This window comes from Roseomonas sp. OT10, assembly GCF_020991085.1.
GTDB lineage: Bacteria > Pseudomonadota > Alphaproteobacteria > Acetobacterales > Acetobacteraceae > Roseomonas > Roseomonas cutis.
In genome coordinates this window covers 2,117,718-2,133,612 of the sequence record NZ_CP087719.1, presented here as the reverse complement: position 1 = coordinate 2,133,612, position 15,895 = coordinate 2,117,718, and the positions used below count along the sequence as shown (strand labels likewise).

The 15,895-nt window shown below is 73.9% G+C and carries 21 protein-coding genes; 12 read left to right on the top strand and 9 right to left on the bottom strand.

Translation table 11 applies throughout. The features are described from left to right. Window positions 1-10: 10 nt before the first annotated feature. Both LPC08_RS09900 and LPC08_RS09895 read left to right on the top strand, forming a co-directional pair. The gene (locus LPC08_RS09900) at window positions 11-784 is read left to right on the top strand and encodes a cytochrome c1 (RefSeq protein WP_230452523.1); all 774 of its coding nucleotides are present in this window, start codon (window positions 11-13) and stop codon (window positions 782-784) included. Between the two features lie 147 nt (window positions 785-931). Then, window positions 932-1,819, top strand: coding sequence for an S-methyl-5'-thioadenosine phosphorylase (locus LPC08_RS09895; protein WP_230452522.1), 888 nt, complete (start codon window positions 932-934; stop codon window positions 1,817-1,819). Between the two features lie 45 nt (window positions 1,820-1,864). Here LPC08_RS09895 and LPC08_RS09890 read toward each other — a convergent pair whose 3' ends face one another. Together LPC08_RS09890 and LPC08_RS09885 are read right to left on the bottom strand one after the other, a co-directional pair. Next, a complete protein-coding gene (locus tag LPC08_RS09890; RefSeq protein WP_230452521.1) occupies window positions 1,865-2,029 on the bottom strand; it encodes a hypothetical protein in 165 nt (54 codons plus the stop codon). Beyond that, window positions 2,026-2,691: a dienelactone hydrolase family protein gene (locus tag LPC08_RS09885; RefSeq protein ID WP_230452520.1), complete on the bottom strand. Its 666-nt coding sequence runs from the start codon at window positions 2,689-2,691 to the stop codon at window positions 2,026-2,028. Before LPC08_RS09885 ends, LPC08_RS09890 begins: the two co-directional genes overlap by 4 nt. Before the next feature lie 108 nt (window positions 2,692-2,799). On the opposite strand from LPC08_RS09885, the gene LPC08_RS09880 reads away from it, so the two are divergent. Continuing rightward, the gene (locus LPC08_RS09880; RefSeq protein ID WP_230452519.1) at window positions 2,800-3,000 is read left to right on the top strand and encodes a DUF4169 family protein; all 201 of its coding nucleotides are present in this window, start codon (window positions 2,800-2,802) and stop codon (window positions 2,998-3,000) included. Window positions 3,001-3,075: 75 nt separating this feature from the next. Here the strand turns inward: LPC08_RS09880 and LPC08_RS09875 are convergent, their stop codons facing one another. From LPC08_RS09875 to LPC08_RS09855, 5 genes are all read right to left on the bottom strand, one after another. Beyond that, entirely contained in the window at window positions 3,076-3,501 is a 426-nt protein-coding gene (locus LPC08_RS09875; protein WP_230452518.1) for a phasin family protein, read from the bottom strand. Window positions 3,502-3,566: 65 nt separating this feature from the next. Continuing rightward, window positions 3,567-4,295: a TetR family transcriptional regulator gene (locus LPC08_RS09870; protein ID WP_230452517.1), complete on the bottom strand. Its 729-nt coding sequence runs from the start codon at window positions 4,293-4,295 to the stop codon at window positions 3,567-3,569. A gap of 42 nt (window positions 4,296-4,337) precedes the next feature. Then, on the bottom strand, window positions 4,338-5,162 hold the full coding sequence (gene proC, locus LPC08_RS09865; RefSeq protein WP_230452516.1) for a pyrroline-5-carboxylate reductase: 825 nt from the start codon (window positions 5,160-5,162) through the stop codon (window positions 4,338-4,340). Between the two features lie 13 nt (window positions 5,163-5,175). Then, on the bottom strand, window positions 5,176-5,682 hold the full coding sequence (locus LPC08_RS09860; RefSeq protein WP_230452515.1) for a type III secretion system chaperone family protein: 507 nt from the start codon (window positions 5,680-5,682) through the stop codon (window positions 5,176-5,178). A gap of 147 nt (window positions 5,683-5,829) precedes the next feature. After that, on the bottom strand, window positions 5,830-6,321 hold the full coding sequence (locus tag LPC08_RS09855; RefSeq protein WP_230452514.1) for an accessory factor UbiK family protein: 492 nt from the start codon (window positions 6,319-6,321) through the stop codon (window positions 5,830-5,832). A gap of 94 nt (window positions 6,322-6,415) precedes the next feature. On the opposite strand from LPC08_RS09855, the gene rfaD reads away from it, so the two are divergent. The 6 genes from rfaD to LPC08_RS09825 are packed head-to-tail and all read left to right on the top strand — an operon-like array spanning window position 6,416 to window position 11,119. Then, complete coding sequence (gene rfaD, locus LPC08_RS09850; protein ID WP_230452513.1) at window positions 6,416-7,393, top strand: ADP-glyceromanno-heptose 6-epimerase; 978 nt, start codon at window positions 6,416-6,418, stop codon at window positions 7,391-7,393. Next, window positions 7,390-8,199 (top strand): prolipoprotein diacylglyceryl transferase, encoded by an 810-nt coding sequence (gene lgt, locus LPC08_RS09845; RefSeq protein WP_230452512.1) that lies wholly within the window; start codon window positions 7,390-7,392, stop codon window positions 8,197-8,199. The genes rfaD and lgt overlap by 4 nt, the downstream gene beginning before the upstream one ends. 59 nt (window positions 8,200-8,258) lie before the next feature. Next, window positions 8,259-9,233, top strand: a complete 975-nt coding sequence (locus LPC08_RS09840) for a class I SAM-dependent methyltransferase (protein WP_230453038.1) — start codon at window positions 8,259-8,261, stop codon at window positions 9,231-9,233. Further along, on the top strand, window positions 9,230-9,994 hold the full coding sequence (pgeF, locus tag LPC08_RS09835; protein WP_230452511.1) for a peptidoglycan editing factor PgeF: 765 nt from the start codon (window positions 9,230-9,232) through the stop codon (window positions 9,992-9,994). The genes LPC08_RS09840 and pgeF overlap by 4 nt, the downstream gene beginning before the upstream one ends. A gap of 10 nt (window positions 9,995-10,004) precedes the next feature. Next, window positions 10,005-10,181 (top strand): hypothetical protein, encoded by a 177-nt coding sequence (locus tag LPC08_RS09830; protein WP_230452510.1) that lies wholly within the window; start codon window positions 10,005-10,007, stop codon window positions 10,179-10,181. Then, the gene (locus tag LPC08_RS09825) at window positions 10,181-11,119 is read left to right on the top strand and encodes a hypothetical protein (protein WP_230452509.1); all 939 of its coding nucleotides are present in this window, start codon (window positions 10,181-10,183) and stop codon (window positions 11,117-11,119) included. Before LPC08_RS09830 ends, LPC08_RS09825 begins: the two co-directional genes overlap by 1 nt. A 15-nt stretch (window positions 11,120-11,134) precedes the next feature. On the opposite strand, the gene LPC08_RS09820 is transcribed toward LPC08_RS09825, so the two are convergent. Beyond that, entirely contained in the window at window positions 11,135-12,541 is a 1,407-nt protein-coding gene (locus LPC08_RS09820) for a carbohydrate porin (RefSeq protein WP_230452508.1), read from the bottom strand. A 192-nt stretch (window positions 12,542-12,733) separates the two neighbouring features. Here LPC08_RS09820 and LPC08_RS09815 point away from each other — a divergent pair, with 192 nt between their 5' ends. From LPC08_RS09815 to LPC08_RS09805, 3 genes are read left to right on the top strand one after another with little or no spacing between them, the layout of a single operon-like run. Beyond that, window positions 12,734-13,666, top strand: a complete 933-nt coding sequence (locus tag LPC08_RS09815; RefSeq protein ID WP_230452507.1) for a ribose-phosphate pyrophosphokinase — start codon at window positions 12,734-12,736, stop codon at window positions 13,664-13,666. Window positions 13,667-13,694: 28 nt separating this feature from the next. Then, entirely contained in the window at window positions 13,695-14,318 is a 624-nt protein-coding gene (locus LPC08_RS09810; RefSeq protein WP_230452506.1) for a glutathione S-transferase family protein, read from the top strand. Continuing rightward, window positions 14,315-14,899 (top strand): histidine phosphatase family protein, encoded by a 585-nt coding sequence (locus tag LPC08_RS09805; RefSeq protein ID WP_230452505.1) that lies wholly within the window; start codon window positions 14,315-14,317, stop codon window positions 14,897-14,899. The genes LPC08_RS09810 and LPC08_RS09805 overlap by 4 nt, the downstream gene beginning before the upstream one ends. On the opposite strand, the gene LPC08_RS09800 is transcribed toward LPC08_RS09805, so the two are convergent. Further along, on the bottom strand, window positions 14,874-15,815 hold the full coding sequence (locus tag LPC08_RS09800) for a LysR family transcriptional regulator (RefSeq protein WP_230452504.1): 942 nt from the start codon (window positions 15,813-15,815) through the stop codon (window positions 14,874-14,876). The two genes, LPC08_RS09805 and LPC08_RS09800, sit on opposite strands and share 26 nt — an antisense overlap. Between the last annotated feature and the right edge of the window lie 80 nt (window positions 15,816-15,895).

Genomic DNA, 15,895 nt, shown 5'->3' with positions numbered 1-15,895 from the left:
GCGCCCCAGCATGTCCGCTCGCAACTGGCTGATGGGGGCGGTGGCCGCCCTGGCGATCGCCGCCACCCCCGCCGCGGCGCCGCGCGCGGCCGAGGCGGAGGTCCATATCCCGGACGCGCACTTCTCCTTCGCGGGGCCGTTCGGCACCTTCGACCGGGCGGCGCTGCAGCGCGGCGCGCAGATCTACACGGCGGTCTGCGCCAATTGCCACGCGCTGCACCAGCTCTCCTACCGCAACCTGCGCGACATCGGGCTGTCCGAGGCGCAGGTGGCGGCCATCGCCGCCTCGGTGCAGGTGAACGACGCCCCCAATGACGAGGGCATCGTGAACCAGCGCCCGGGCCGCCCCTCCGACCGGTTCCGCAGCCCCTTCGCGAACGAGAACGCGGCGCGGGCGGCCAATGGCGGCGCCTATCCGCCCGACCTGTCGGTGATGGTGAAGGCGCGGCACGACGGCGCGAACTACATCCATGCGCTGCTGACGGGCTACGAGGAGCCGCCGGCGGGCGTCACCGTGCCGAACGGCATGTACTACAACAAGTACTTCCCCGGCCACCTGATCGGCATGGCGCCGCCGCTCTCCGACGGGTCGCAGACCTTCGCGGACGGCACCAACGCCACCACGGACCAGATGGCCCGCGATGTCGCCACCTTCCTGGCCTGGGCCGCCGAGCCGGAGCTGGAGCAGCGCCGTGCCATGGGCGTGCGGATGGTAATCTTCCTCACCATCCTGGGCGGCCTGGTCTATGCGGTGAAGCGGAAGATCTGGGCCGACGTGCACTGAGCTCCTGCCGCCGGGGAGGGGAGCCGCCACACCGGCCCCACCTTCCCGGACGGCAGGGGGCGCCCCCCTGGACCCGCCTGAGGGTCCGGACCATCTCTCCCTCACGGCCGCCCCGGGCGGCCGTTTCCTTGTGCGGAGGTCCATCGCATGTCCGACCTGATCGAACCCGTCATCGGCCTGATCGGCGGCTCCGGCCTCTATGACGTGGAGGGGCTGGAGGAGCGCGAGTGGCGCCGGGTGGAGAGCCCCTGGGGCGAGCCCTCGGACGAGCTGCTCTTCGGCCGGCTGGACGGCGTGCGCTGCGTCTTCCTGCCGCGCCACGGCCGCGGCCACCGCGTGCCGCCGAGCGAGCTGAACTACCGCGCCAACATCGACGTGCTGAAGCGCGCCGGCGTCACGGAGATCCTCTCCCTCTCCGCCGTGGGCAGCCTGAACGGCGACCTGCCGCCCGGCACCTTCGTCATCGTCGACCAGTTCATCGACCGCACCTTCGCCCGGAAGAAGTCCTTCTTCGAGACGGGCTGCGTCGCCCACGTCTCCGTCGCCCACCCCGTCTGCCCGCGCCTGGGCGACGCGGCGGAGGAGGCCGCGCGGCAGATCGGGCTGAGGTACAAGCGCGGCGGCACCTACCTAGTCATGGAAGGCCCGCAATTCTCCACCAAGGCGGAGAGCGAGCTGTACCGCGCCTGGGGCTGCGACGTGATCGGCATGACGAACATGCCGGAGGCCAAGCTCGCCCGCGAGGCGGAGCTCTGCTACGCCACCATCGCCATGGTCACCGATTTCGACTGCTGGCACCCGGACCACGATGCCGTCTCGGTCGAGGCGGTGGTGAAGGTCATGTACGAGAACGCCAGCCGCGCCCGCGCCCTGGTGCGGGCCGTCGTCCCGATGCTCGGCGCACCGCGCGGACCCTGCCCGGCGGGCTGCGACCGGGCGCTGGAATACGCGCTCGTCACGCCGCCGGAGAAGCGCGACTCCGCCCTGATGGCGAAGCTGGACGCCGTGGCCGGGCGGGTCCTCGCGTCCGGCTGACCCGCGGCGGGGGAGGGGCGGGAGGGTCAGCCCCCCGCACCATCCTCAGCCGTCGTCGGTGGGATGATGGCGCCAGAAGGTCATCAGCGCCGCGATCCCGAGCAGCGCGGTCACCACCACCGGCCGCGTCTCGAAGCCCTGCGTGGCCGCGGTCGGAATCCAGGCCAGCAGCCCGACCAGCACCGCGAAGAGGGTGAGGCGCCCGATCATCGGGCGACGTGCGAGTCGAGGAAGGCCTCGGTCCGGGCCTGCGCCACCGTGGCGTTGGGCGGGCTGTAGGAGTCGCGCTCCTCGCAGGCGAAGCCGTGCCCTGCCCCGGCATAGACCAGGACCTCCACCTCGGGCCGCGCGGCCCGGATCGCCTCCACGTCGGAAAGGGGGATGCCGCCGTCCTTCTCGCCGAAATGCAGCTGCACGGGGCAGCGTGGCACCTCCTCGCGTGCCGCGGCGATGCCGCCGCCGTAGTAGCCCACCGCGGCCTGGAACAGGCCGGTGCGGGTCGCCCCCCACCAGGCGACGGTGCCGCCCCAGCAATAGCCGATGATCGCCTTGCGCGCCCCGGCGGGCAGCGCGGCGGCCGCTGCCTCGACATCCGCCAGGGCGCCGGCATCCGGTACCCGGGCCCGCAGCGCCATGCCCCTGGCACGGTCGTCGGGGCCGTAGCCCAGCTCCACGTTCCGCTCCGCCCGGTCGAACAGGGCAGGGGCGACCACCGCCCAGCCCAGCGCGCCGAAATGGTCGCAGAGGCGGCGGATATGGCCGTTCACGCCGAAGATCTCCTGGATCAGCACCAGGCCGCGCGTCGCGTCCTCCGGTCCTGCCCGATAGGCGGACAGGCGGTGGCCATCGTCGGCGGTCAGCTCGATCGTCATGATGTCTCCGTGTCGCGCCCTGGTCGGTACCGGCGGGCGGGGGCCGTCCGCCGGCCGGTCCGTCGCGCAAGCGTTGGGACCGGCGGCGATTCAGACTATGGTCGCGCCATGGCGGAGATCGTCAACCTTCGACTGCACCGAAAGCGCCAGGACCGCCAGGCGGCGGCGGAACAGGCCGCCGCGAACCGCGCGAAGCACGGACGCACGCGGGCGGAGAAGGAGCAGGACCGGATGGCCGAGGCGCGCCGCCACGCCATGCTGGATGGCGCCAGGCTCGATGACGCCGGGCCGGAGCGGGACGGGAGCTGACCGGCAGCCGATTCGCGCGGCCGCCGGCGCGACGGGCATGGGCCAAGGCCCATGCCCCGGGGGCGGATGTCCCGCTCAGCCCTTCTTCGCGACCAGGCTGCGGACCTCGTCCATCGCCTCCGTGAAGCGGCGGTTCAGCAGTGACAGGGCCTCGGTGTTCGACCGCTGGATGAGGTCGGCCAGCTCCTTCATGTTGCTGACGGCGCGCTCGTAGGTCGCCTTCAGCACCTCCGCCTGCTTCGCCGCCTTGCCCTGCGGGTCGGCCTCCCCGGCGACGGAGCGCATCGCGTCCGTCATCTCGGACATGGATTGCTGCAGGATCTCGGCGTGCCGCTTCGCGACGGCCTGGGCTCCCTCCAGCGCCACCCGGTTCGCCGCGGAGAGCGCCTCGAGGTTGCGCCGCTGCGCCGCGGCCAGCGCCTCCATGTCCGGCAGGCCGGGCAGGCGCATCTCCGCGAAGAAGCGGGCGGGGTCGAAATCCGAGGGGGGGCGGTCGGACATGGCGGATGCTCCGTGGGGTCGTCGTCGTGGCGATCCTTGTCTCCCTGGCCACGCCCTGGGCGCGGTCAGCCGAGTGCGGGATCGGTCGCCTCGGGCGGGTCCGCCGGCGGGGCCGGGGAACCGTGCGGGAAGGGGGCGGGACCAGGGGACGGGGAGCCAGCCGCGGCCTCCGTCGACGCCGTGTCGGGCGAGTCGCGGCCGGTGCCGCCCTCGAGGTCGCCATCATCCAGGCGCAGCCGCCGGGCGAAGCCCTCGGCTCGATCCAGCGCCTTGTCGAGCGCCGCCATGGTCTGCCCCAGATCGGGGCTTTCATCCTTCGCCCAGGCCTGCGCGGCGGCCAGCCAGACGGCGGCCAGCCCCTTCACCCGGAGCAGGCCCTTGGGGCCGGCGGTGTCGACCTCCGCCCCCTCCAGCATCCAGGCCATCGAGGCGAGGAGCTGCGGCCAGAGCGCCAGGGCGAGCAGCGGGTCCCGTCGCATGTCGGACCGAAGCCGCAGGATGCCGGCCCGATTCGGCTGCAGCGCGTCGAAGCGGCGCATCAGCAGGTCGAAGAGCCGGTCGCGGACGGAGCCGCCCTGGCCGTCCAGCGTCCCGGCCAGCACCTGGCGGTCCACGGCGCGCGTATGCTCGCGCAGCAGGCCCATCGGCGAAGCGTAGCGGGCGCGCAGGGCCTCGAGGGTGCGGCCGCTGCCCTGGGCGACGCGGCGGAAGCTCACCCCATGCCAGCCATGCTCGGCCACCACCCGCCAGAAGGCGTTCAGGGCGTCCGGATCGATTGCGGGATCATTCTGCATGACGGAGAGGTTGGCGCCCCCTGCGGCTTTCGCCAGCCCCCCTCAGCTCGCCAGCTCGCGCGAGCGCGCGGCGGCGGCGGCGATGGCCTGCGGGATCAGCCGCGGCCAGGCGGTCTCGGCCATCAGCACGGCCAGCGCCCGCTCCGTGGTGCCCTTCGGACTGGTGACGTTCTTCCGCAGCACCGCGGCATCCTCGGTGCTGGCGGCGAGCAGCGCCCCGGAGCCGGAGACGGTGGCGCGGGCCATGCGCCGGGCCAGCTCCGGCGGCAGGCCCTGCTCCCGCGCGGCCGCCTCCAGCAGCTCCGCCAGGAGGAAGACATAGGCCGGGCCGCCGCCCGAGACGGCGGTGACGGCGTCCAGCATGCCCTCCTCCTCAACCCACGCCACCTCGCCCACCGCGGCGAGGAGCGAATCCGCCAGCGTCCGCTGCGCGGGAGCCACGCGGGATCCGGCATGCGCGGCGGTGAAGCCCTGGCCGATCGCGGCCGGGGTATTGGGCATGGCGCGTACCACCGCGGCTTCCCCGCCCAGGAGCGAGGTCATGCCCGCCACCGTGCGGCCCGCCATGATGGAGACGAAGAGCGCGCCGTCCCGCGCGAAGCGCGCCAGGGCGGGCAGGGCGTTCGGCGCCTCCTGCGGCTTGATCGCCAGCACCACCGCCTGCGGCGCGAAGTCGGCCGGCACCTGGTCCAGGCTGCGGAGCAGCTGGGCGCCGGGGTAGGCGTCCACCGGCGTGTAGGGGTCCACGGCGATGGCCTGCGACACGCCGCGGGCCAGCCAGCCGGAGAGCATGGCCCCGCCCATCTTGCCGCAGCCGACCAACAGGACGGCGGGGAGGGGGGCGGGGGGGGAGTCGGGCGTGCTCATCCCCCGGAGGGGATCATGCCTCGCCGGCGCAGTCGAGCATCGCCGCCTGCAGCGCCTCCTCGGCCGAGCGTCCGCCCCAGAGGACGAACTGGAAGGCCGGGAAGAAGCGCTCGCACTCGGTGATGGCGATATCCACCATGTCCTCGAGGCTTTCGGCCGAGGCGCCGGGGGCGCCGCGCAGCAGCACCGCGTGGCGGAAGACGGGCATCCCGTCCTCCCCCTCCAGCCCGAAATGGCCGATCCACAGCCTCTCATTGGCGAGGGCCAGCAGCTCGAACAGCTTGGGACGGGCCTCCGCCGGGACCTTCATGTCGAAGGCGCAGGTGAAGTGCATGGCGCTGATCTCCGCCGACCAGGCGAAGTGCAGGCCGTAGTCGCACCACTTCCCCGGCGCCTCGGCGGCCATCTCGCCAGGCGAGCGGCGGTCGAAGGCCCAGTCGTTGGCCGCGACGATCTGCTCCATCACATCCAGGGGGTTGGACGCCTTCTCCCGGCGTCCGAGGGCGAGCGGAGCGGTCATCAAGCACCTCCTTCCCGTCCTTGAGGGGGCTGCACCTACCGGGTCTTGCGTGACTCGGCGCGGTCAGCCCCTACCGCTAGATACCCCCCCAGGCCGAGAGGCGACAACTGCGGCGCAGCACGGATCGCGCCCCGCGCCGATTCCCTGTCAGCCCTGTGATCCGGAAGACCCACCGCTCTCCCCGGTGCCGGAATCCGGGCCGGTGCCGCCCGGCGTGGCCGCATCGGCCACGCTCGCGCCCGGGGCGCTGCCGGGGACCGGGTTGCCGCCCGGATCGCCCGACATGCCGGGCTCCCCGGCGCTGGTGGACCATTCCGGGGCAGCCGGCATGCCGCGCAGCCGGGCCTCCAGTGCCTCGACCCGGGCGGCGAGGTGCTCGGACTGCTCCCGCGCCCGCCGGGCCAGCTCCATGGCCGCGTCCAGCTCCTCGCGCTTCACCAGCTCCAGGCGCTGGATCACCGCCTCCGTCTGGCTGCGCACAGCGGATTCGATCTCCTGCCGCAGGCCGGTCAGGGCGGAGAAGGCTCCCCCGGCCACCCCGGCGAGGTCGTCGAAGATCCGCCCGCCCCGGCCGCCGCCGAAGCCGCGCCCGGCCCCGGTCCCGCCTTCGCCGCCCTTCGTTCCGCTGTCCTGCTGCATCCTGCTCTCCCTTGCCGCGCGCCGCGCGCGCTGCCATCAGGGGGCGCATATGGGGGCGCGGCGCGCCTCTCGTCCAACGCGGGAACGCTCCGCCATGTTTCTGGTCACCGGCGGGGCCGGCTTCATCGGCTCGAACCTCGTGGGGGCGCTCTGCGACCGCGGCGCCGAGGTCATGGTCTGCGATCGCCTCCGCGACGGCGGGAAGTGGCGCAACATCGCCCGCCATCCCATCGCCGGCCTGTTGCCGCCCGAGGAGCTGGGGCGCTGGCTCGACGGCGCCAGCGGGATCGAGGGCATCTTCCACCTCGGCGCCGTCTCCGCGACCACGGTGCGGGACGGCGACCTGGTGGCGGCGAACAACCTGACGCTCACGCTCCGCCTGTGGGACTGGTGCGCGGAATACGGCGTGCCGCTGGTCTACGCCTCCTCCGCCGCGACCTATGGCGACGGCGGCGCGGGCTTCGACGACGACGAGAGCCCGGAGGCGCTGGCGCGGCTGCGGCCGCTGAACCTCTACGGCTGGTCCAAGCACGCCACCGACCGGCGCATCCTGGACCTGGTCGCGCGCGGGGCGCCGGCACCGCCGCGCTGGGCCGGGCTGAAGTTCTTCAACGTCTACGGCCCGAACGAGGCGCACAAGGGCCGCATGGCCAGCGTGGTGCTGCACAAGTACCGCGAGGTCGCGGCGGGCCAGCCGGCGACCCTCTTCGCCTCCGACCGCGACGGCGTCGCGGATGGCGGCCAGATGCGCGACTTCGTGCATGTGGACGACTGCGTCGCGGCGATGCTCTGGCTGCACGGCCAGGCGAAGGTGTCGGGGCTGTTCAACTGCGGCAGCGGCACCGCGCGCTCCTTCCGCGACCTGGCGCTGGCGGTCTATGCCGCGCTCGAGCGGCCGCCGGAGATCCGCTACGTCCCCATGCCCGACGACCTGAAGGGCAAGTACCAGTACTTCACCCAGGCCCGGATGGACCGGCTGCGCGCGGCGGGCTTCGACCGCCCGGCGACGACGCTGGAGGCGGGGGTCGCCTCCTATGTCCGCGCCCTGGTCTCCGGCGAGGCACCCGCGTGATTCCGGCCCTGCTCTTCCCCGCCTTCGACCCGGTGGCGGTGGCCATCGGCCCCTTCGCCATCCGCTGGTACGCGCTCGCCTACATCACCGGCATCGTGCTCGGATGGCTGCTGGCGCGGCGCCTCGTCACCCTGCCGCCGCCGGTCGCCACCCGGACGCAGATCGACGACTTCGTCACCTGGGCAACGCTCGGCATCGTGCTCGGCGGGCGGCTCGGCTACGTGCTGTTCTACCGGCCCGACCACTACCTGCCGCGCCCGTGGGAGGCGCTCTACGTCTGGCAGGGCGGCATGTCCTTCCATGGCGGGGCGCTCGGCGTGATCATCGCGCTCGCGTGGTTCTGCCGGGCGCAGAAGCTGGATTTCCTGGCCTTCTCGGACCGGGTCACCGCGGTCATCCCGATCGGGCTGTTCCTCGGCCGCGTCGCCAACTTCATCAACGGCGAGCTCTGGGGCCGCGTCACCGACGTCCCCTGGGGGATGATCTTCCCCGCCGGCGGGCCGCTGCCGCGCCACCCGTCGCAGCTCTACCAGGCGGGGCTGGAGGGCGTGGCGCTGTTCATCCTGCTGCAGGTGCTGGTCCACGTCCCGGCGATCCGGGCGCGGCGCGGCTTCGTCGCGGGCGCCTTCCTCGCCGGCTACGGCGTCGCGCGGATCATCGGCGAGATGTTCCGCGAGCCGGACGCCTTCCTGGGCTTCCTGATGGGCGGCGCCACCATGGGCCAGCTCCTCTCCCTGCCGATGATCGCCTTCGGCGCCTGGCTGATGCTGCGCGCCCGCCCGGCCGCCCGGCCCGCCACGGCCTGAGGCCTGGTGTGGAAGGCGCGGCGGCAGGGCAGGAGGAGGCGGAGCGGCTGGACCGCTTCATGGCCCGTGCCGCCGCCGCCTACTACGCCGCGGGGGACCCCTTCGGCCGCGGCGGCGACTTCACCACCGCCCCGGAGATCTCCCAGGCCTTCGGCGAGTGCCTCGGCCTCTGGGCCGCCGTGTGCTGGCAGCAGATGGGCGCACCGGCGCGGGTGGTCCTGGCCGAGCTGGGCCCCGGGCGCGGCACCCTGATGGCCGATGCGCTGCGGGCGGTGCGGGAGATGGTGCCGGGCTTCGCCGCCGCGGCGCGGCTGCACCTCGTGGAGACCTCGCCGCGGCTGCGGGCGATGCAGGCGGGGCGCCTGCCCCACGCCACCTGGCTCGACCGGCCGGAGGAGCTGCCGGACGGCCCGCTGATCCTCGTGGCCAACGAGTTCCTCGACGCCCTGCCGATCCGGCAGTTCGTCGGCCAGGGCGGCGGCTGGGCGGAACGCTGGGTCCGGGAGGGCGCCTTCCTGCTGCGTCCGGCGCCGGACGTGCCGGCCGATATCCGCGCCCTGCCGCCGCGCGACGGCGCGGTGCGCGAGGCCAGCGAGCCGGCGCGGGCCCTGGCCGGTTGGCTCGGGGCGCGCCTCGTGCGTTCGCCCGGAGTCGCCCTGTTCATCGACTACGGCCCGGCCGGGGGTGGCGAGGGCGACAGCCTGCAGGCCGTGCGGGCGCATGCGCCGGTGGATCCGCTGGCCGATCCCGGCCGGGCCGACCTCACCGCCCATGTCGACTTCGCCGCCTTCGGCGCCGCCGGCCGCGCCGCCGGGGCGGCTGTGCACGGCCCGCTGCCGCAGGGCGTGTTCCTGCGCCGGCTCGGCCTGACGCAGCGCGCCGCCATGCTGGCCGCCGCCAACCCGCGGCAGGCCCCGGCCCAGCTGGCCGCCGCCCAGCGCCTGACGGCACAGGAGGCGATGGGCCATCTGTTCAAGGCGATGGCCCTGGCCTCGCCCACGCTTCCCGCCCCCCCGGGCTTCGAGGCCGCATGACCGCCGAGTTCCTGACCGCCCCCTGCCTCGCCGGGCTGCCGCACGGCTTCTTCACCCGCCGTGGCGGCGTCTCCGAGGGAGCCTTCGCCGCGTTGAACTGCTCCCTCAACGGCGCCGACGACCCGGCGAGGGTGGCCGAGAACCGGGCGCTGGCCATGGCGGCGCTCGGCCTGCCGGCCGCCGCCCTGGTCGGCCTGCACCAGGTGCACGGCCCGGAGGTGGCGGTGGCGCGGGAGCCCTGGCCCGACACGGCGCGGCCGCGCGCCGACGGCGTGGTGACCGACCGGCCGGGACTGGCGCTGGGCATCGTCACCGCCGATTGCGGGCCGATCCTGTTCGCGGATGCGGCGGGCGGCGTGATCGGCGCCTGCCACGCCGGCTGGCGCGGAGCGGTGGCGGGGGTGGCGGAGGCGACGGTCGCGGCGATGGAGGCGCTGGGCGCCGAGCGCGGGCGGATCGTGGCGGCGCTGGGCCCCTGCATCCGCCAGCCCTCCTACGAGGTCGGGGAGGACGTCCGCGCCGCCGTTGGCGACCCGGCGCATTTCATCCCCGGCCGGCGACCGGGCCACTGGCAGTTCGACATGGCCGGCTACATCGCCAGCCGCCTGCGCGCGGCCGGCCTGGCCGCGGTCGAGGTGGTGGATGCCGACACCCTGGCGGAGGAGGCGCGGTTCTTCAGCCACCGGCGCCGGACGCTGCGCGGTGAGGGTCCGATCGGACACCAGCTCTCGGCCATCGCCCTGCCCGGCGGCGCGGGGTGACAGGGGGGCGATGGGTGGGGGTGGCCCGGGGGCGCCGCGCCGCAGCCTGGCGCATGGCCCCTCGGGCGCATGGCCCCTCGACGGACGCGCCGCCCCCGCCGATAAGGCGCCGGCGATGCCCTATCTCATCATGTTCATGGTCATGATCCTGGCGGCCATGCTCGTCAGCTGCGTGCTGGCCATCTGATGGCGTCCCGCCCCGCGCGGCGCCGGCTCGGCGCCCTCGTCGCGCTGCTGGCGCTCGCCGGCTGCGGCGACCTGCCGCAGCCCTTCCGCGGCCGGCCCGGCGGGCTGGCGCCGCAGCTGACCCCGCCGCCGGCCTATCGCATCGCCGTGCCGGCCCCCACCGCGGCCCTGCTGACCGATGCCGGCGGCGGCACCTATGCCGTGGCCCTGGCCGATGCGCTGGAGGCGGCCGAGGTCCCCGCCGTCGCCGGGCCGCCCCTGCCGCTCGACTGGCGCCTCACCATCCGGGCCGAGCGGGAGGGGCAGAACGTCGTCCCCGCCTATGCGCTGGCCGATGCGGACGGGACGGTGCTGGGCGAGACCCGTGGCGCCCCGGTGCCGCTCGCCGACTGGGGGGCCGGGACGGAGGCGATGCTGAAGCGTGTCGCCGGCCGCGACGCCCAGGCGGTGGTCACCATGCTGACCCGGGTGGACGCGGCCGGCCGCGCCACCAACCCCGCCGACCTGGCCGGCCGCGCCCCGCCCCGCGTCCGGCTGGTGCCGGTGCGCGGCGCGCCGGGCGACGGCAACCGCTCCCTCTCCACCCGCATGGCGGAGTTCCTAGGCGGCAAGGGCCTGGTGGTGCAGGATCAGGCGGATGGCGCCGGCTTCGCCGTGCAGGGGGAGGTGCATGTCGCCCAGGGCGCCAACGGCACCCAGCGCATCGAGATCCAGTGGATCGTCACCCGCCGCGACGGGGAGGAGATGGGCCGCGCGGTGCAGTTGAACGAGGTGCCGCGCGGCAGCCTCGATGGGCTCTGGGGAGACGTCGCCTATGTGGTGGCCGAGGAGGCCAGCCAGGGCATCCGCGACATCATCGCCAATGCGGGCGGCTTCGGGCCCGTGCCGGCGCGGGCGGATGCTCCCGCCCCGCAGGAGGCGCCCCGCCCCGCGCCCTGACGCGGGCGGGCGAGGCTACAGCCGCGCCCGCAGCCGCAGCCCCAGCACGAGGGCGTCGCGCAGGCGGCGGTCCTCGCCGGAGCGCTCGTCCGGGATGCCGGCGCCGGGATGGCGGATCCACTGCACGACCGGCTGGATGTGGAAGCGGTCGTCTCGCAGCGAGAGGTCGTAGTTCGCCTCCGCCGTCAGCTCGCCGTCGCGCACCGGCAGGTCCAAACCGGCCAGCGCGTTGCGATCCCGGTCGGCGGCGCGGCCGGCCCCGCCGGTCCGGGCATAGGCGATGCCGAGCGAGGCGAGGTCCTGCGGCCGGCCTGGCACGGGGCCGTGCCAGGCGAGGCCGCCATCGGCGTAAAAGGCGAGGGGGTTGCGGTCCCCGGGCGCCGCGGAGATCCGGGCGAAGAGGGAGATGTCGGAGGTGGCCGAGCGCCAGGCGGTGACCTCGCCGACGGCATAGGCCCCCTGGTTGCCGGCATGCCGGCGCGGCACGCCGGAGGAGGCCGGGTCGGCGAGCAGCCCGCTGCCGCCGGCGACGGAGCCGTCATCGCGCCGCAGGTCGTCGAAGCGGCCGGTGTGGACCCACCCGCCCAGCCGCGCCACCCAGGGCCGGGGCCTGCCCTGCCCGGGTGCCGGGGCCCCGACCACGCCTTCCAGGATCAGGAAGGCGCCGCCCGCCGTGCTGAAGGTCGTGCCGTAGCGGTTGTGGCGCTGCGGGTCGGTGTCCGGGCCATGGCGGCCGCCCGGATCGCCCCCGTAGACGCCGAGGCGCAGTCCGCTGCCCTCCTCCGGATCGCCCAGCGCGACCCGCACGCCGGGTGCCGCCAGGGGGTAGGCCGGGCCGCCGGAGGGGAGGGCGGTGGCCAGGCTGGCCGGCCAGCCGAAGGTGCCGCCCACGAATCCGCTCGCCGCCTGGGCGATGAAGAACTCCGAATCCGCCGTGAGCTGGCCGAAGCGCAGCGACCCCGCCCCGCCGAAACGCCGCTCCAGCCAAAGCTCGGACAGGCGCAGGGTGGACAGCGCCTCGGCATTGCTGACCGGCTCCAGGCTGCCGGTCAGGGTCGCGCTGGGCTGCCGCCCGTAGATGGCGAAGGCGGTCGCCTGGAGAGACCAGCCGGCCAGCGCCGCCGAGCGGGTCGCGGCGCCAAGGTCCACGTTCAGCCCGGCCGCGCCGCGGCCCAGCCCGGTGATGCCGCGCCGCAGGCCCCCCTGCAGGTTGGCGAAGCTTTCCGCGATGACGCTGGCGGAGAGGCAGGTGCCGCGGCCGATGGACAGCGCCTCCTCCGCGCAGTCGGTGCCATCCGCCTCCGGCCCGGCCGTCTCGGCACGCGGCGTGGCAGGCAGCAGCAGGAGGGCGAAGGCGACCAGCGCGCGGCCCGGTTGCCGGCCGCGCGAACCGGACTCCCCGGGACCTCCTGCCTGCGCCATGCCGCCCCCTCGCATCATTGCGACACTAGACAAGGACGCGGCAGGGCAGGGTGAAGAGATGGTAATGTTATAACGTACAAATTCGGCTTGTAGGTCACGACTGTTGCCGCGGCATGGCGGGGCTGCGGCGTTGCAATGGACAGCCCAGGGCCGCATTGCTATCCCGCCCGCGCCCGGAAGAGTCCGCCGCCCATGAAAATCCTCGCCTGCAACAGCAACCGCCCCCTTGCCGAGGCGGTGGCGGCGGCCCTGAACCTGCCGCTGACCCACGCCTCCGTCCGGCGCTTCGCCGACATGGAGATCTTCGTGGAGATCCACGAGAACGTCCGCGGCGAGGACGTCTTCGTGCTCCAGAGCACCTCCTACCCGGCCAACGACAACCTGATGGAGCTGCTGATCACGCTGGATGCGCTGCGCCGCGCCAGCGCCCGGCGCATCACGGCGGTCATCCCGTATTTCGGCTATGCCCGGCAGGACCGGAAATCCGGCAGCCGCACGCCGATCTCGGCCAAACTGGTGGCGAACCTCATCACCGAGGCGGGGGCCAACCGGGTCCTCACCCTCGACCTGCATGCCGGGCAGATCCAGGGGTTCTTCGACATCCCCGTGGACAACCTCTTCGCGGCACCCTTCTTCGCCCGCGACATCCACGAGCGCTACAAGGGCCGCGACCTGATGGTCGTCTCGCCCGACGTCGGCGGCGTGGTCCGCGCGCGCGCCATCGCGACGCGGCTGCACACTGACCTCGCCATCATCGACAAGCGCCGTCCGCGCGCCGGCGTGTCGGAGGTGATGAACGTGATCGGCGAGGTGGAAGGACGCGACTGCATCCTGGTGGACGACATCGTGGATTCGGGCGGGACGCTGGTGAACGCGGCGGATGCGCTACTGAAGAACGGCGCGCGCTCCGTCTCCGTCTACGTCACTCACGGCGTGCTCTCCGGCGGGGCGGTCGCGCGCATCGGCGCCAGCCCGATCGAGATGCTGGTCACCACCGACAGCATCCAGGCGACGGAGGCGGTGCGCGTCTCCTCCAACATCCGCCAGCTCACCATCGCCCCGCTGATCGCGGAGGCGATGCGGCGCATCAGCGAGGAAAGCTCCGTCTCCACGCTGTTCTGCTGAACGACCGTCCACAGGGAAGAACCGACCGATGAAGCTCTACTACTCGCCGGGTGCCTGCAGCCTCGGGATCCACGTGATCCTGGAGGAGATCGGCAAGCCCTACGAGCCGACCCTGGTGGCGCTGAAGGACGGCGCCCAGCACAAGGCCGAGTACCTGGCCATCAACCCCAAGGCCAAGGTCCCCGCCCTGGAGCGCGACGACGGCAGCGTGCTGACGGAATGGCAGGCGATCGCCTTCTACCTGGCCAACAAGTTTCCCGAGGCGGGCCTCTGGCCTGCCGACCCGGAGGAGCAGGCGCGCGCGATCGAGGCGATGGACTACGTCTGCGGCACGATCCACCCGCAGGGCTTCACCCGCCAGTTCCGCACGGCGAACTTCACCCCCAACGAGGCGGACCACGCGGCCGTCGCCGAGAAGGGGCGCGAGATCGCGGCCAAGGGCTTCGAGCTGGTCGAGAAGACCTGGCGCGGCCAGGAGTGGGTGCTGCCCACCGGCTATTCGGTCGCCGATGCGGCGCTGTTCTTCGTGTCCTTCTGGCAGGCCAAGCGCGTGAAGCTGGCGCTGCCGCCCAAGGTGGCGGCGCATCTGGAGCGCATGCTGGCCCGCCCGGCGGTGCAGCGCGCCCTGTCGCAGGAAGGCCTCTCCGCGTGAACGCCGAGGCCGCCGTGCCCACCCCGACCGCCTTCTGGTTCCTGCGCCACGGTGAGACGGACTGGAACGCGCGCGGCCTCAGCCAGGGCAACGTGGACATCCCGCTGAACGCGGTGGGCATCGAGCAGGCCCACCGCGCGGCGGCCGCCCTGCGCGGCAAGGGGATCGCGAGCATCGTCGCCTCCCCCCTCGGCCGCGCCCAGGACACCGCCCGGATCGTGGCGGAGACGCTGGGCCTGCCGGTGGAGACGGAGGCGGACCTGCGCGAGGTCTCCTTCGGCGTGCAGGAGGGCCAGCCCATGGCGGACTGGTTCAACGACTGGGTCGAGGGCCACGTGACGCCCGAGGGAGCGGAGAGCTTCGCCGCCCTGCGCGCCCGCACCGTGGCGGCGATCAACCGCGCCCTGACCCGCCCCGCGCCCGTGCTGATCGTGGCGCATGGGGCGCTGTGGCGCGCCTTCCGCCAGGCGGCCGGGCTGCCGGCCAATGTCCGCACCCCCAACGCCCTGCCGCTCTGGGTGGAGCCGCCGGTGCTCGGGCGCGACTCCTGGCACTTCACCCCGGCCGAGCTGGGCGGCTGACCTCCGCCGGCGCGGGGGACAGCACCCGCGCCGCCAGCACCTCCTCCACCCAGTCGAGGAAGGCGAGCAGCCGGCGCGAACGGTGCGGCCGGTGCGGCATGACGAAGGCGATGGGCAGCGGCGGCGCCCGGTGCTCCGGCAGCACCTCCACCAGCTCCCCCGCCGCCAGATGGGCTTGCACGTCATAGGCGGGGATCTGGATCAGGCCGAGCCCCGCCAGGCAGCAGGCGATGTAGGACTCGGCGTTGTTCACCGTCACCTGCCGCGGCAACGCCAAGCTGCGCAGCACGCCGCCGGACTCGTATTCCCAGGGCTCGGCCCGGCCCGTGGCGGGCGAGGCATAGCCGACCGCCCGGTGCGCCGGCAGCGCCGAGGGATCGCGCGGCGTCCCGTACCGGTCGAGATAGGCGGGGCTCGCGACGTTGATCAGCGGCAGCACGCCGATGCGCCGCGCCACCAGCGAGGAATCCCCCAGCGGTCCGACCCGGACGGCGCAGTCCACGCCCTCCTGCAACAGGTCCACCGGCCGGTCGGTGACGCCCATCTCCAGCTCGATCCCCGGATGGCGGGCGAAGAAGCCGGGCAGGGCCGGGGCCAGGATCAGCCGCCCGAGGCGGGCCGGGACATCGACGCGCAGCCGCCCGGTCAACGGCGCACCCCCCTGGCGGAACAGCCCCTCCGCCTCCTCCACATCGGCCAGCAGGCGCGTGCAGCGCGCGTAGAAGGCGTGGCCTTCGTCGGTCGGCGACACGTGGCGGGTGGTGCGGCGGAGCAGCCTCGCCCCCAGCCGCACCTCCAGCGCCTGGATGGCGGCGGAGACGGAGGAGCGGGGCAGGCGCAGCGTGTCCGCGGCGCGGGTAAAGCTGCCGCACTCCACGACGCGGACGAAGGTGCGGAACAGGTCGATGCGGTCCACGCCGGGATTCTTCGTCCATTCTGACAAGTTATGTCAAGGAACGCGGATTTATCCGGATCCCAAGCACGATCATGGTGCCG

What these genes read in the sequence shown, in the direction of transcription:
- LPC08_RS09900 (WP_230452523.1), top strand. Translation starts at nt 11, where the DNA reads ATGTCCGCTCGCAACTGGCTGATGGGGGCGGTGGCCGCCCTGGCGATC.
- LPC08_RS09895 (WP_230452522.1), top strand. Translation starts at nt 932, where the DNA reads ATGTCCGACCTGATCGAACCCGTCATCGGCCTGATCGGCGGCTCCGGC.
- LPC08_RS09890 (WP_230452521.1), bottom strand. Translation starts at nt 2,029, where the DNA reads ATGATCGGGCGCCTCACCCTCTTCGCGGTGCTGGTCGGGCTGCTGGCC.
- LPC08_RS09885 (WP_230452520.1), bottom strand. Translation starts at nt 2,691, where the DNA reads ATGACGATCGAGCTGACCGCCGACGATGGCCACCGCCTGTCCGCCTAT.
- LPC08_RS09880 (WP_230452519.1), top strand. Translation starts at nt 2,800, where the DNA reads ATGGCGGAGATCGTCAACCTTCGACTGCACCGAAAGCGCCAGGACCGC.
- LPC08_RS09875 (WP_230452518.1), bottom strand. Translation starts at nt 3,501, where the DNA reads ATGTCCGACCGCCCCCCCTCGGATTTCGACCCCGCCCGCTTCTTCGCG.
- LPC08_RS09870 (WP_230452517.1), bottom strand. Translation starts at nt 4,295, where the DNA reads ATGCAGAATGATCCCGCAATCGATCCGGACGCCCTGAACGCCTTCTGG.
- proC (WP_230452516.1), bottom strand. Translation starts at nt 5,162, where the DNA reads ATGAGCACGCCCGACTCCCCCCCCGCCCCCCTCCCCGCCGTCCTGTTG.
- LPC08_RS09860 (WP_230452515.1), bottom strand. Translation starts at nt 5,682, where the DNA reads ATGACCGCTCCGCTCGCCCTCGGACGCCGGGAGAAGGCGTCCAACCCC.
- LPC08_RS09855 (WP_230452514.1), bottom strand. Translation starts at nt 6,321, where the DNA reads ATGCAGCAGGACAGCGGAACGAAGGGCGGCGAAGGCGGGACCGGGGCC.
- rfaD (WP_230452513.1), top strand. Translation starts at nt 6,416, where the DNA reads ATGTTTCTGGTCACCGGCGGGGCCGGCTTCATCGGCTCGAACCTCGTG.
- LPC08_RS09840 (WP_230453038.1), top strand. Translation starts at nt 8,259, where the DNA reads ATGGCCCGTGCCGCCGCCGCCTACTACGCCGCGGGGGACCCCTTCGGC.
- pgeF (WP_230452511.1), top strand. Translation starts at nt 9,230, where the DNA reads ATGACCGCCGAGTTCCTGACCGCCCCCTGCCTCGCCGGGCTGCCGCAC.
- LPC08_RS09830 (WP_230452510.1), top strand. Translation starts at nt 10,005, where the DNA reads ATGGGTGGGGGTGGCCCGGGGGCGCCGCGCCGCAGCCTGGCGCATGGC.
- LPC08_RS09825 (WP_230452509.1), top strand. Translation starts at nt 10,181, where the DNA reads ATGGCGTCCCGCCCCGCGCGGCGCCGGCTCGGCGCCCTCGTCGCGCTG.
- LPC08_RS09820 (WP_230452508.1), bottom strand. Translation starts at nt 12,541, where the DNA reads ATGGCGCAGGCAGGAGGTCCCGGGGAGTCCGGTTCGCGCGGCCGGCAA.
- LPC08_RS09815 (WP_230452507.1), top strand. Translation starts at nt 12,734, where the DNA reads ATGAAAATCCTCGCCTGCAACAGCAACCGCCCCCTTGCCGAGGCGGTG.
- LPC08_RS09810 (WP_230452506.1), top strand. Translation starts at nt 13,695, where the DNA reads ATGAAGCTCTACTACTCGCCGGGTGCCTGCAGCCTCGGGATCCACGTG.